Consider the following 13,718-nt stretch of genomic DNA (forward strand, 5'->3'; position numbering starts at 1 on the left):
ACATGGATTTCGAACTCTCCGACACACAGCGGCCCGTAGTGGACGCGCTCGACACACTTCTCGCTCGACACGCCGGCGTGGAGCGGTGCCGAAAGCTGGCCTCTGGCGAAGGGTACGACCACGCCCTCGAACGGGAGTTGCGGGTCGGCGGTTTCTTCGATTCGTTCACCGAGGAGAGTGTCGGTCCCCTCGGCGCCACCCTCGCAGTGGAGCGAATCGGAGCACATCTCGGCACGATCTCGGCCACGGCGCACCTGCTGGTGCTGCCCGCGCTGGGTATCGACTCGCTCGAAGGCGCGGTAGCGCTGGTGCTCGACGGCGAAGACCTGCCCGTCCGATTTGCCGCCGAAGCAGCCACGGTCCTGACCGCAGGCGCGGATCGGTGCGCGCTGTCGCATTCGGCGCAGGCAGCCAGCGCTGCCCTGCCGTCGGCGTATGGGTACTCGCTGGGCCGGGTCGTCGCCGAGGCCGGCGAAGACCTGGCGCCGGGAACGGCCGCGACCATGATCAATTGGTGGCGCATCGGTGTGTCCGCCGAGGCGATCGGAATGATGCACAAAGCCCTGGACATCGCTGTCCAGTACGCCAAAGATCGGCGGACCTTCGGGCGAGCAATCGGTTCCTTCCAGGCGCTGCAGCACCGCGCAGCGGAGCTGACCATCCTCCTCGAGGGGGCACGGTGGCTCACCTACGAGGCGGCCTTCCACGGCGCACCCGAAGAGGCTGCGGCAACCGCGGCGGCGCACACGATGGCCGCTCTGCACACAGTGACGCGCGAAACACACCAGCTCTTGGGCGCCATCGGACTCACCCGAGAGCACGATCTGCACCTCTACACGCTTCGGCTTCAGGCGCTCCGGACCGAGCTCGGTGGTCTACGCCACCATCGGCGAGCGCTGGTCGCCGCGCGATGGGGCGGGGACGTGTCATGAACCGGCCTGCCGCGTTCACCCCAGACGAGCAAGCACTCGCCGAGGCGGTGCGCGGGTACTGCCACGCCAAGTGCACCGAGGCCGTACAACGCGCGCCCGGCGTCCAGTTCCCCACCCGATTCTGGACCGGCCTGGCCGAGCTCGGAATCTTCGCCATGGCGATGCCCGCGGAGGAAGGCGGGGCAGGCGATATCGTCGCGGCCAGTCTCGAACTCGGGCGGGCGGCGGCGCCGGGACCCGTAGCGGCCACCTTCTTCGCCGCCCACGCCCTACCCGAGGACCGCGTCGGCGGGCTCGTCGCAGGAACCGAACTGGTGTCACTCGGCACTCCGCCCCTCATGCCGTGGGCAGCAATCGCGGATGTACAGATCGAGTGGACCGGTGACAGAGCATGGCTGGTGCGATGCGTCGGAGCCGTCGAACCGGTGGAAACGCTGGGCAACGAACCGTGGGCCCGGATCTCGGTCGAGCGGGAGCAACCACTCGAACGCGTAACCGCCGCCGCCGACCTGTTCCATCTTGCACTCGCCGGATATGCCGTGGGTGCCGGGCGACGGGTCCTGGACACCGCTGTCGAACACGCCCGTACCCGCGAACAGTTCGGCCGGACCATCGGTTCCTTCCAGGCAGTCGCGCATCCGCTGGTCAACGCGAGCCTCGAACTGGAGGCTGCGGAGAAACTGTCCATCCTCGCCGCCCGCGCCATCGGCGAGTCACACACCGACGGTGCGGGTCTGGCCGCGGCGGCGCGGCTGTCCGCATCTCAGGCCACAATGAACGCCGCGTTCGTCTCGCATCAAACGCTCGGCGCCATCGGCTACTCGGTCGAGGGACCGATCGGCCACATCACACAACGCATCCGGCAGATCACGCTGTCGACCGACGCGGAGTCGGAACTCGGACAGCGAGTCCTGGCAGCATTTTCCGCAGAGAAGGTAGAGCAATGACCCAGCAAGGCGAGCAAGTACAGACCACTGGCCCAGAGGTGCTGTTCGAAAAGCGTGACCACGTCGCCTACATCACCCTCAACCGCCCCCACAAGGGGAATTCGCTGACGGGAACGATGATGCCGGTGATGAAGGAACTCTGGGGTGAGGTCCGTGACGATCCGTGGATCCGTGCGGCCATCGTCACCGGAGCCGGCGAACGGCACTTCTGCACCGGCGCCGACGTCGACGTGGTCGCCTCCCGCGGCGGTATGAGCACCGGAACCGGCCCACTCACCGACGAGGTCTATTGGTCCCCACGCCAGAACCGGGTATGGAAACCAGTGATCTGTGCGGCCAACGGGTTGGTCGCCGGCGCAGGCCTGCATTTCGTCGTCGACGCCGACATCGTTGTCGCGGCCGACACCGTCAGCTTCATGGACACCCATGTCAATGTCGGGCTGGTCGGTGCGATGGAGAACATCGGCTTGGCCAAGCGCCTACCACTGGGAACCGCACTCCGGATGACCCTGATGGGCCGGGACTACCGGCTGCCCGCCCAGCGCGCCTATCAGCTGGGACTGGTCGACGAGTTGGTTGCTGCGGACAAGGTCATGGACACGGCCGAGGAAATAGCGCGCAGCATCGTGAAGAACTCACCGGCCGCCGTGTCGCTGTCCCAGCAGGCGATCTGGAACTCTCTCGAGATGGGGTACACGCAGGCCTGCGAGTACGGATGGGCGCTGCTGCGTCTGCATTGGGCACACCCGGACGCCACCGAAGGGCCGCGTGCGTTCAGCGAACGTCGCGAACCCCGCTGGACGACGGCCCCGAGGACGGAGGCCTGATATGGACTTCGGCTTCTCGCCCCAGGAAGAGGAGTTCCGGCGCGAGGTACTCCGCCTGCTCGACCGGTTCCGGGGCACGCACGGGTATTTCCACCGCACCGCCGACGCCTGGCAGTCGGTGAAGGCACTCTACCGAGAGCTCGGAACGCGGGGCTGGTTGTCGCTGTCGTGGCCGACAGAGTTCGGCGGCGCGGGGCTGCCGCCGACCTACGAGTTCATCCTGTGGGACGAAATGGCCTACGCGCGGGTGGCGCGGCCGCCGATGGGGCCGGGCCTGGTGGCAAAGGCACTGATGTCCCACGGTTCTGCCGAACAGCAGGATCGCTATCTGCCCGCGTTGCGCGCAGGCACCCTGAACTTCTGCCTCGGCTACTCCGAGCCGGAGGCGGGCTCCGACCTCGCTGCGGTGCGCACGCGAGCCAACCGTCACGGTGAGGTGTATCGCATCGACGGGGCCAAGTGCTGGACCTCGAACGCGCACTGGGCCGACAACATCTGGCTGCTTGCGCGCACCGGGGAACCCGGCTCCCGCTCACGCGGGCTCAGCGTGTTCATCGTGCCGCTGACGTCCCCTGGCGTCGAGGTCTCCCCCATCCCGACGCTCGAGGGCGGGCGGCTGAACGAAGTCCGGTTCGGCGGTGTCGAAGTGCCCGTCGAGAACCGAGTCGGCGCGGAAAACCAGGGCTGGCAGGTCGTCGGTTCGGCGCTCGCGGTCGAGCGGCACGTGCAGTTCCCACCCAAGCGGGTGCGGCGAGACCTCGAGGACCTCGTCGACTGGGTGAACAAGACCGGGTTGGCCACTAAACCGATGGTGCAGCAGCGGCTTTCAGTACTTGCGGTCAAGGTGAGAGAGGTCGAGGCGTTATCTCTCTCGCTTCTCGGTGAGATCACCAGCGGGGAGCCCTCCGCGGTCGCCGCGGCCTATCACAAGCTCGCCGGGACGGTGCTGTGCCAGGATATTGCCCGCGCGGCCATGGAGTTCGGCGCCGCAGAGGCACTGGTTCGCGATACCGACGTCGAATTCATGTGGCGACAAGCGATCCTGGAAACAATCGGCGGCGGCACCTCTGAAGTCATGCGGAATCTGATCGCGAAGCAGGCCCTCCAACTGGGCAGCAAACTCTGAAACCACCATGGTTCCGGCTGCTTTTCTGTGGGACTTATCCGATCAGCGTTGTTCACATCGAGCAGAGTCGGCATGAATGACATATCAGTAGTTGTAAGGAGTCACGATGACTGCAATGGTTCCCGGAATGCGTGAAATCGGCCGGAAGGTGCGAAACTGGGGTCGATGGGGCGCCGACGACGAGCGCGGAACCACCAACCTGATCACTCCCGAACGCATCGTCGCCGCCGCCGATCTGGTCCGCACCGGCGAAGTCTTCGATCTGGGCATACCGCTCGACAGCGACGGTCCGCAGCCAGGCGGTTACCGGATCAACCCCATCCGGCTGATGTCGGAGAACGGTCAGGAGCAGGTGTTTCCCGGCGGGTTCAAGTACGCCGACGACTACATCTTCATGCCGCTGCAGGCCGGCTCACAGTACGACTCCCTTGCCCACGTGTACTACGACGAGCAGCTCTACAACGGCCACCCCGCGTCCGGGGTGACCATCAAGGGCGCCGACAAGTGCGGGATCCACACCCAGGCCAAGGGTATCGCCGGACGAGGAGTACTACTCGACGTCGCGAGGGCCCGCGGGGTGGAATGGCTCGAAGCCGGCACAGTGATCGAGCCGGAAGAACTGGATGCTGTCGCGACCGCCCAGGACGTCGAAGTGGGCCCAGGCGACATCGTGCTGATTCGAACCGGTTGGCGGGCCAAATTTCTCGCCGACCGGGATGCGACCGAGTTCATGGCGGGTGAGCCGGGACTCGGGCTCGCCTGCGCCTCCTGGCTGCGCGAGCGCGACGTCGCGGTAGTGGGCTCGGACAACTGGGGTGTGGAGGTCATGCCCGGTGAAAACCCCGGCGCCCTCATGGAATTGCACATGGTGCTGATCCGGGATATGGGCATGACGCTCGCCGAGATGCTCGACCTCGAGGAACTGTCTTCCGCCTGTGCCGCTGACAGGTTCTACGACTTCTTCTATACCGGGGCACCTCTGAAATTCACCCGAGGTGTGGGGTCCCCCATCAACCCGCTTGCCATCCGGTGAGCAACATTCTTCCACCGGTGCGAACGGCGAGGTGATCGACGATGCCGTGCTCGCACCGAGCATGTTCAGCGCCAAGCCGGCGTACTGCTCGGCGACAGGGCAACTCGCTCTCAGCGAGCGAGCAGCCTTGCTGAACACCGTAACCTCGCGTGTCCGCGGAGTGTCGTTCCGTTGTGGTCGCGAGAAGAACACGGCCATCTCGTGTACTACCACGGCATTGAGTGTATTGATTCTGTAGGACAAGTGCCGAATACGTCGATCTCTCCGAGTGGCGCAGCCGCGCCTCGCCTCGCTGCCTCGGGGTCCGGAAAGGAAAGACCCCGACGTTGTCGACTGAGCTGGCGACGGCGCCGAACTCGATGCGGCCCCGGTCGACGTCGGCGACTGCGACCTTCAGGTCTGCAAAAGTTCTATTGCGCGAGAGGGCAACTCCGCCCTGGTCGTGGTTCTCTGCGGTGACTGTCTCGGCTGCTTCCGCGTCGACAGCATCGACCACGACGGATGCGCCGATGGCCGCTGACGTGTAGGCCCGACTGGACCCGTCCCGACACCGGTCGCGATGGGGGATCGATTCTCCAGCATCTCCGTTCCCTCTCCGCCGAAATTTTACCCCTTCCCACCAAGTGCTTTATGAGTATACTCAATGCAGGTTTTGTTCGGTTCGAACGAATCCGGACACAGCGCCCGAGCGATGCAGGACGCGGCGAGTTCTCCTACGCCGACCGTATGGAAGTCGCGCACGTATCTCGCCGCGATGCCGCGACCACGCCGCTCGATCTACCCGTCGGCAATCCACCAGCGACAGCCGCCGCACGACCACATGTCCATCGCCTCCAACGAAGAAGGAAAAGATATGTCGCTCCGCAACTCTCGCCGCACCTTCGCCGTCTCGGCCCTTACCGCTGCGGCACTCGCCCTCGGTAGCGCAACGGCCATCGCCGCACCGGACACCGGTTCGGCTCCGCTCAGCGTCGATCTCGCCCCACGGATCAACTACACCGCCTACAAGAACGGCACCGCTGCGGTGATCACCGTGGATGCCGGGAAGCTGATCGTGGACAACGGGCAATTCCAGATCCGTTCGGCAGCAGGGGAACCTGGCCGGTGTGCCGTTGGAATTCAACATCGACGACATCGCCTTCCCCATCGACGCCGAAATCGAGGGCAACACCGCCACCCTCACCCCGGTGTTGGATCCCGAGCGGGCGCGCTACAACCCGGTCGCGATGCCCTTCCAGGAGCATGCTCCGTGGACAACCCCTTACGAGCGTGAGCAAGCGGCCTGGGCTCGGATGAACTCCACCATCATCATGGGCGCGACCGTCGGCGCCATGGTCGGTGCGATCGGGGCCGGAACCATCGGTTGCCTGCTCGGTGGGGCCGCCGGAGCCGCCCTGACCAGCCCGCTGGCCACTCTTCTCGGTGCGGGCCCGCTGGCCGGGTGCCTCATCGGAGCGGGAGCATTCGCACCCGTCGGCGCGCTCGCCGGATCCATCTTCATCGGCGCACCAGTCGCTATCGCCGCCTTCATCCAGTATCACACCACCAACACCGAGCCCCTCCCCGCCAAATAATTTCGGATCAGACACTGGCCGACGGTGCCGATCGTCATCTACCTGATAGGAGATATGCCATGACCACCTCCCGCTGCGCGGTCGTCACCGGCGCGGCCCGTGGTATCGGCGCCGCCGTCGCCAAGCGGCTCGCCGCCGACGGGTGCGCCGTCGCCGTCATCGACCTCGACGAGTCCGCTTGCAAGCCGGTCGTCGAGGACATCGAGGCCAGCGGCGGCCGGGCCCTCGCTGTCGGTGCCGATGTCTCCGATGAGTCCGGCGTACAGGACGCCGTGCAGCGGGTGGCCGAGCAGCTCGGCGCACCGACCGTACTGGTCAACAACGCCGGCATCATCCGCGACAACCTGTTGTTCAAGATGACGGCCGAAGACTGGGACACAGTCATGAACGTGCACCTGCGCGGTTCGTTCCTCATGACCCGCGCGACCCAGGCCTTCATGACCGATGCCGGCTGGGGCCGGATCGTCAACGTGTCCAGCACCTCCGCGTTGGGCAAACGGGGGCAGGCCAACTACGCCGCCGCGAAAGCCGGCCTGCAGGGCTTCACCAAGACGCTCGCGCTGGAACTCGGCAAGTTCGGGGTCACCGCCAACGCTATCGCCCCCGGCTTCATCGAAACCGATATGACCGCCGCGACCGCCGAACGCATCGGCATACCATTCGAAGAGTTCACGAAGGCGCGGGCCGCTGAGATCCCGGTCGCGCGCGCAGGCAAGCCCGAGGACATCGCGCACGCGGTCTCCTTCTTCACCAGCGAGGCCGCCGGCTTCGTGTCCGGACAAGTACTCTATGTTGCCGGCGGGCCGAAAGCATGAGGGCGTTCCACGGTACCGCGGAGAACAACTCGGCGGAGACTCGTACCACGGATTATCCGAGCGACGGCACGACAGAGGACCAGCGGTTATGAGCGATACGGTCAGCGACGAGGACTTCTCCTACATCCTCGACCAGGTGCGCCATTTTGTTCGCGACGCCGTCGTGCCGCGAGAGAACGAGATCATGGCCACCAACAGCATTCCCGACGATATCCGCGGCGCCGCGGCGCATATGGGCCTGTTCGGCTATGCGATACCCGCGGAATGGGGTGGACTCGGACTCAACCTGCGCCAGGATGTCGAACTTGCCATGGAGTTCGGTTACACCACTCTCGCGCTGCGCTCGATGTTCGGCACCAACAACGGCATCGCAGGGCAGGTGCTGGTCAACTACGGCACCGAGGCGCAGAAGAAGCAGTGGCTGGAGGCGATCGCGTCCGGTGAGGTGGTCGCCTCGTTCGCGCTCACCGAACCCGGCGCCGGCTCCAACCCCGCCGGCCTGCGCACCAGCGCCCGTCGCGTCGGTGACGACTGGGTGCTCGACGGGCAGAAGCGCTTCATCACCAATGCCCCGGTTGCGGACCTGTTCATCACATTCGCCCGCACCCGCGAACCCGGCCCGGACGGTCCTGGCATCGCCGTGTTCCTCGTCCCCGCCGACACACCCGGCGTCAGTGTCGGCCCCAAGGACGCGAAGATGGGCCAAGAGGGCGCCTGGACCGCCGATGTCGTCTTCGACTCGGTACAGGTGCCCGGCTCCGCGCTCGTCGGCGGCACCGAAGAGATCGGTTACCGCGCGGCGATGACATCGCTGGTCCGCGGCCGGGTCCATATCGCCGCACTCGCCGTCGGCTGCGCGCAGCGCGCCCTCGACGAGTCGGTCGGCTATGCCGCGGCCAACACTCAGGGCGGCGTCCCGATCGGCGAGCATCAGCTGGTGCAGGCGATGCTTGCCGACCAGTTCACCGAGGTCGCGGCCGGACGTGCCCTGGTGCGTGAGGCTGCCGCGGCCTACGACAGCGGCGCCGACCGGCGTTTCCTGCCGTCGGCGGCCAAACTGTTCTGCACCGAAATGGCCGGACGGGTAGCCGATCTCGCGGTGCAGGTGCACGGCGGCACCGGCTACATGCGCGAGGTCCCGGTGGAACGGATCTACCGCGATGTCCGACTGCTGCGGCTCTACGAGGGGACAAGCGAGATCCAACGCCTGATCATCGGCGGCGGACTGTACAGAAAGGCGAGCAAGCATGTGTGAGGTCGTGGCATGATCGTGTTCGCGTCGGTGGATGACATCCGCGCCGCGCTCGGCACCACCATCGGTCCCACCGAATGGATGGCCGTCGACCAGAACCGGATCAACGCGTTTGCCGACACCACCGGAGACCATCAGTGGATCCACGTCGACACCGAACGCGCCGCCGCAGGCCCCTTCGGCAGCACGATCGCCCACGGATATCTGACCTTGTCGTTGATCCCGCAGTTCGCAGCACAGCTCTTCCGGATCGAAGCAGGCAGCGCGCGAATAAACTATGGGGTGAACAAGGTCCGCTTTCCCGCAGCGGTGCCGACCGACGCGCGGTTGCGCGCGTCTGTCGAGTTCGTTGCACTGAAACCCGGTACCGCAGGCGAGCAACTGACCACCCGGTACACCATCGAACTAGAGAACAGCCACAAACCCGCCTGCATCGCCGAGACGCTGACCCTGCTGCTGCCCTGAACCCCACGGAGAGGGCCAGTATCTCGCCTCGCCCAGACCACCGGACTCACCGACGTACCACGTGAAATCCTCAGCACTGTCGTTTCGGGGCTCCTTATCCGCGGCGGTCCGGCCCAGTGATGGCGGAATTCGCAGGGCCGGAAGCGCTTCATGGATTCGAGAGCATTGCTCGGCAGCTGCGTCGGCGACGGCATCGACAACCCTGCCGCCATCGCGAGGTTCGAATCTATCGCCACCCGCCCGCGGCCCGAATCGATAACGTCGAAAAGGCGGTGATCACGGCCGTACTGTCCCCCGACATCCTGGCGACCGGTGGCGATGCGAGGCCCCGTTCGGACCCCAGAGGAGGGCGGCCACGGTAATCACGCTCGCCCGAAACTCGGTCGGAAAACCGTATGACTTGTCGCACCTTTCGCTCTCCGATGCGCCAAGATTGTGGCGTAGGGCCGATATGGCAGGCCCAGGCCGAGATGCGACTGCGGACGGGTTCGGCCTGGCGTGATAGCGAGGATGGATTGAACAACGGGGTTCTCAAGGCCATCTCGCGAGTCACCGAAGGGTTGGTCGGCAAGCTGAAAGAGGCGTCCGAGCATATCGCAAACCGTCTGTACAGAGAAAAGTTTTCTCACCCTCTTGCCCAGGGAATGCATCAAAAGGACGATGCAGATATTTACAGCGGTGATCAGATCAAAAAAGCAGGTTCGGATCATACTGCTACGTCCGGCGTGAAACCGAATCCGTCAGAAAAGTCGGCCGACGAATACCTGAGAAGCATATACGAGGATCGGTATCATATGGACGGCTCGGCCCAGGCTTATGAGTATGCTCGTTCGTTGGCATCGCTACCGGACCAGCTTCACCGCATCGTCGCGGCTCACGTGAAGGAAAAACCCCACGGGGGGATCTGGCTCGGCGGTGGCAATTTGCACGACCTCGGCCATGCGGAATGGTCTGCCACGAAGCCCCGGGACCAGAAGCCCGGGGGGTGGCCTGATGGAACGACCTGGGACGATGCCAGCGGCGTGTACAGCGAGGAGTTTCGGGCGCTACTCGTAGGCCACACGCAACACACCAGAAAAGATACCGCGGTGCACGAATTCGGTCACGCACTCGATGCCGCTCTGAGCAGACCGAGCCCTATTGGCAGAATCAGCCAAGGGCCGGCATTTTCTCAGTTTCACGCCAAAGTTCTCAGCCACATTCAAAAGACGAGACCGGACATTTCTGAATATTTTGCCCGGCCCGGCGAAGCCGGGAGGCGGGAGCTGTTCGCCGAAGGCATCGCCTGGTACAACAAAACCATGCAAAACCCACCCGACGGCACCGCGGAACCAGAGTTCTACGGCTCGGTCTCCGCAGGTCGTCATCTGATCGACTTTTATCGGGCTCTGGACAAAGAATTGGGGATCACGCGATGAGTGGAGAACACCCCTTGGCTCGGCGTCTCGCCGACGGGCGCATCCTGCTGCGCTACTACGGACAAGAACCTGACGGCGATATCGTCGACGGCTCGATCACCATCGGCCCGGAGGATCCCAAGTACCACGACTGGGACGCAGCAATCACCCGCTGGGAGCACAGCCCGAAACCTCTCGATGACAGCAACGACTACGAACCCATCGACTACGAAAACCTGACCATACTTCCGGGTACACGTTCAGACGATCGCGACTGACTGCTCGGCCCTGGTCTGCCTGTTATGCCTCCGCCACGTGTTCGGCCGGTCGGTCGGCGCGGTGGCGCGCGTAGGTGAGTACTTCTTCCACGTGGGTGGGCGTCTCTTGTTCCACGCTGCACTGTCGGAGGTTGTGTATCGCCTCGTCGAGTTGTGGTCCCGGGCCGCGGTCGGCGAGCAGGACGACGATCGCCTCGCGGGTCCGGAACCCTTGGTCGGGGCGGGCCAATAGTTCGTCGAGGTAGCGATCCGGTTCCAGCAGTTGTAATGCCCTGCGCGCGTAGGCGTGGACGCGGCGGGGCAGCTGGGTACGAATGGTATCGATATCGGCTTGCCATGCGTGCTGTTCGGACTGGGCCGGGTCGAGCCGCAGAACCCATGGTGTGGTGAGTTCGCTGGAGTGTGGGTGGGTGTCGATCAGATCCGGGCCGGTAGCGGTTTCCAAGGGAATGGGTGGGAGTCCCTGTTGGGCGTTGCACCAGTTGCAGTATTCCCACCAGGGGGTGGGTGTGGCGTTCAGGGTCAGGCCGAAGCTGCGGGTTTGTTGCCCGTTGGTCCAGGTACGCAGGACGCGGGTGCGGCCGACGGAGGCGAGTCCGCCGGGCGCGATCCGTGTCCAGGTGGGGTCGGTGCCGTGAAACCCGTACCGGTGGAGCAGTTTTGCGGTGTCGCGCAGGAGGCGGCGCAGTGCTGTATCGGGGCTGACCATGATTCGGCCAGATTAGCGGCGCGCTCCGACAGAGCGGCGGACGTCGCGGCTGAGCAGTGGTGCGCCGCTACGGGTGCCCTCGGAATATCTCGATGGTGGCGCCCCCGTTGTGCATGGACAACGGGGGCATGGTGATCGGAGTCGCGCCGGCGTGGAAGTCGAACAGCGTCCTAGCCGCGAACGGCTATCGTGGCGTCGAGCTCCACGAGCGCGCCCTGAGGCAGCACATGAGAAGGCAGCGCGGTACGTGCGTGCCTGCCAGCATCGCCCAGGACGGTGTGCAGCAGGCGTGAGGCGCCGTCTGCCACCGTCGGTTGGTCCACGAAGTCCGGTGAGCTCGCGACCCAGATGTTGAGCTTCAGCACCTGCGCTACATTTTCCAGGCCCACCGCTTCGTTGATCCGAGCCAGGAGGTTGAGTGCGCAGGTCTCGGCGGCGCTGATGCCCTCCGCGACGGCAACGGTGTCGCCCACACAGCCCCGCAGGATCTCCCCCGATGCCGTCCGGGAGATCTGGCCGGAGACCCAGAGCATATTTTCCCATCGCACGCTCGCCTCATATGCGTAACGAGGTGCTCCGAGTACGGGCAGTTCGATAGCCAACGCCGCAAGGCGTTCTTGTATGTCGGTCATGGTGACTCCATGTCGATAGCCGCCCGTCTCTTCAACGCTTGCTGACGATGTAGGTTCGGTCGCGTCCGATGTACCACAGGTCTTCGGTGCCGATGGCCGCGTCGCCGTAGCGCCACGGGATTTCGGCGGCGCCGTACGAGCCGACATCGAGGACGTGCTTGTAGCCGGGCCGGAGTTCGTTCGCGAACGACTCCTGCTTGCCCATGAGGTGACCGACGTTGCGTTTGCGGTATTCGGTGTTGAAGTCGACGTCCGTTCCCAGCATGCCGATCCCCACCATCCGGTCGAGATGAGGCGCCAGGTAGCGCAGCGTTGCCTCGTGTACGTCCTCACACAACACACCCGGTGCGAGTTGGCCGATGATGCCTTCTCGCACCACATCGAAGAAGAAGGCGTAAGCCTCTTTCGCTGCCGGAGTGCGGGGCAGCGACCGCGCCATATCGGAAGTGGCGACGGTGACTCCGTCGACGACGATACGAACTCCGGCATCGAGCTGGATGCACGTCGTCTCTGCGTTGATCGGGTAGTCGACGGGCGGCCCCGGGAAGAGCATCCGGTTGGACGAGTGCAGATTGGTGAAGTAGGGCTCGATCCCGAACGGGATCTCGTTCACCGTGCGGAACTCGACGAGCTTGTCGAGGTACACCGCATTGATATCGAGTTCGGTGAACGAGCGGCCGGCGTCGAGCCCCGCTTCCGCCCAGGCCAGCGCTTCCTCGATGGCGAACACGCTCGCTCGTGCGGCAACGACCTGGAATGCGAGATCCTCGTGATCGCGGATATCCCGCCAATGCCCGAGATCACGCGAGACAGGCACCAGTTCCGCGCGCTCGCGCTCCAGCTCGCGAGCCAGGCCGACGCTGATCCACTCGTCCTCGACTCCGGTCCGCGGGCCGCGGGCGAGTTCGCGCACGGCAGCACCCACGGACGGGAACCGCCCGACCGGCACACCGGGGACTGCTGCTGTGTCCTCGCCGGTCAGGACGAGGAGTTTCTCGGAACCGGCGAGCCACAGGGCGAACGCTCCGGCCGGCTGGGCGAACCCGGTCGCTTCGGTGAAGTTGGGCGGCGCCGCGAGCAGCAGCGCGTCGAGGGAACGGTCGGCTACCAGAGACCGCAGGGCCGAGAACCTACTGTCCTCGGTTGCGGTGAACTCCGCTTCCAGACCCGAGAGATGCTCGATGTTCTCGATCAGCCGCCGCGCGGTGTCGACCCCTGTTTTCCGCCAGGTGGCGAACCGTGCGAGGACTTCTTCGAGTTCGATCTGGTAGGCGGTGACCGGGGTGGGCGCCTGATCGGAGACGACCAGTTCCACCGAGCCGGACAGCGTGAGGTAGTGGCTGTAGACGACATCGGCCGCCAAAGACACGGGCGAGCCGTGCGCAAGCTCCTGAACCAGGCTGGTCAGGGACGTGGCGGCGGGAGTATCGGCGACGACCCTTGGGTCGATCGTCACCCACGGCGCATAGAATTTGATCTGGTCTTTCGGGACCCCTGCCGAGAGAGCGTTGCCTTGCTCCTGCTGACGCACGAGCAGATATTGTTCTTCGTCGGTTCGGGCGATCAGTGGCGCCACAAGCGGGTAGGAGTCGAGGCGGATGGCGGAGAAGAGAAGGCTCTTGCGCGCATCGAGCCCGTAGGTGTGCGCTACCTGTGCAGTGTCTGCGGTGATACTCAGCATTTCTTCCCTCTGATGTCGAGATTCGGTATGGGAACGGGTTCGAGGCCGGG

General features: G+C 65.0%; 14 protein-coding genes and 1 pseudogene. 12 read left to right on the top strand and 3 right to left on the bottom strand.

Translation table 11 applies throughout. The annotated features are described in order from the left end of the window. The first annotated feature begins 2 nt into the window (after positions 1-2). From B0T44_RS13710 to B0T44_RS13760, 12 genes and pseudogenes are all read left to right on the top strand, one after another. Positions 3-932, top strand: a complete 930-nt coding sequence (locus tag B0T44_RS13710; protein ID WP_077120095.1) for an acyl-CoA dehydrogenase family protein — start codon at positions 3-5, stop codon at positions 930-932. Next, on the top strand, positions 929-1,879 hold the full coding sequence (locus B0T44_RS13715) for an acyl-CoA dehydrogenase family protein (protein WP_077120237.1): 951 nt from the start codon (positions 929-931) through the stop codon (positions 1,877-1,879). Before B0T44_RS13710 ends, B0T44_RS13715 begins: the two co-directional genes overlap by 4 nt. Beyond that, on the top strand, positions 1,876-2,706 hold the full coding sequence (locus B0T44_RS13720; protein WP_077120093.1) for an enoyl-CoA hydratase/isomerase family protein: 831 nt from the start codon (positions 1,876-1,878) through the stop codon (positions 2,704-2,706). The genes B0T44_RS13715 and B0T44_RS13720 overlap by 4 nt, the downstream gene beginning before the upstream one ends. Position 2,707: 1 nt before the next feature. After that, the gene (locus tag B0T44_RS13725; RefSeq protein WP_077120091.1) at positions 2,708-3,832 is read left to right on the top strand and encodes an acyl-CoA dehydrogenase family protein; all 1,125 of its coding nucleotides are present in this window, start codon (positions 2,708-2,710) and stop codon (positions 3,830-3,832) included. 106 nt (positions 3,833-3,938) lie between these two features. Beyond that, complete coding sequence (locus B0T44_RS13730; protein ID WP_077120088.1) at positions 3,939-4,865, top strand: cyclase family protein; 927 nt, start codon at positions 3,939-3,941, stop codon at positions 4,863-4,865. 853 nt (positions 4,866-5,718) lie between these two features. After that, positions 5,719-5,910: pseudogene (locus tag B0T44_RS28780) on the top strand (hypothetical protein); the annotation flags it as partial. A 61-nt stretch (positions 5,911-5,971) separates the two neighbouring features. Then, the gene (locus tag B0T44_RS28580; RefSeq protein ID WP_367947001.1) at positions 5,972-6,439 is read left to right on the top strand and encodes a DUF8020 domain-containing protein; all 468 of its coding nucleotides are present in this window, start codon (positions 5,972-5,974) and stop codon (positions 6,437-6,439) included. Between the two features lie 59 nt (positions 6,440-6,498). Then, positions 6,499-7,254, top strand: a complete 756-nt coding sequence (fabG, locus tag B0T44_RS13740; RefSeq protein WP_077120086.1) for a 3-oxoacyl-ACP reductase FabG — start codon at positions 6,499-6,501, stop codon at positions 7,252-7,254. A gap of 88 nt (positions 7,255-7,342) precedes the next feature. Continuing rightward, a complete protein-coding gene (locus tag B0T44_RS13745) occupies positions 7,343-8,509 on the top strand; it encodes an acyl-CoA dehydrogenase family protein (protein WP_077120084.1) in 1,167 nt (388 codons plus the stop codon). A 9-nt stretch (positions 8,510-8,518) separates the two neighbouring features. After that, on the top strand, positions 8,519-8,971 hold the full coding sequence (locus tag B0T44_RS13750; protein WP_077120082.1) for a MaoC family dehydratase: 453 nt from the start codon (positions 8,519-8,521) through the stop codon (positions 8,969-8,971). 515 nt (positions 8,972-9,486) lie between these two features. After that, a complete protein-coding gene (locus tag B0T44_RS13755; RefSeq protein ID WP_139347951.1) occupies positions 9,487-10,389 on the top strand; it encodes an anthrax toxin lethal factor-related metalloendopeptidase in 903 nt (300 codons plus the stop codon). Further along, positions 10,386-10,646: a hypothetical protein gene (locus tag B0T44_RS13760; protein WP_077120079.1), complete on the top strand. Its 261-nt coding sequence runs from the start codon at positions 10,386-10,388 to the stop codon at positions 10,644-10,646. Before B0T44_RS13755 ends, B0T44_RS13760 begins: the two co-directional genes overlap by 4 nt. 22 nt (positions 10,647-10,668) lie before the next feature. Here the strand turns inward: B0T44_RS13760 and B0T44_RS13765 are convergent, their stop codons facing one another. The 3 genes from B0T44_RS13765 to B0T44_RS13775 form a co-directional block, all read right to left on the bottom strand. Continuing rightward, a complete protein-coding gene (locus tag B0T44_RS13765) occupies positions 10,669-11,355 on the bottom strand; it encodes a hypothetical protein (protein ID WP_077120077.1) in 687 nt (228 codons plus the stop codon). A gap of 170 nt (positions 11,356-11,525) precedes the next feature. Then, positions 11,526-11,987 carry a RidA family protein gene (locus B0T44_RS13770; protein WP_077120075.1) on the bottom strand — a complete coding sequence of 154 codons (462 nt, stop codon included), beginning with the start codon at positions 11,985-11,987 and terminating at the stop codon, positions 11,526-11,528. A gap of 31 nt (positions 11,988-12,018) precedes the next feature. Beyond that, the gene (locus B0T44_RS13775; RefSeq protein ID WP_077120073.1) at positions 12,019-13,668 is read right to left on the bottom strand and encodes a M24 family metallopeptidase; all 1,650 of its coding nucleotides are present in this window, start codon (positions 13,666-13,668) and stop codon (positions 12,019-12,021) included. Positions 13,669-13,718 lie beyond the last annotated feature (50 nt).

Source organism: Nocardia donostiensis (assembly GCF_002081715.1).
Lineage (GTDB): Bacteria > Actinomycetota > Actinomycetes > Mycobacteriales > Mycobacteriaceae > Nocardia > Nocardia donostiensis.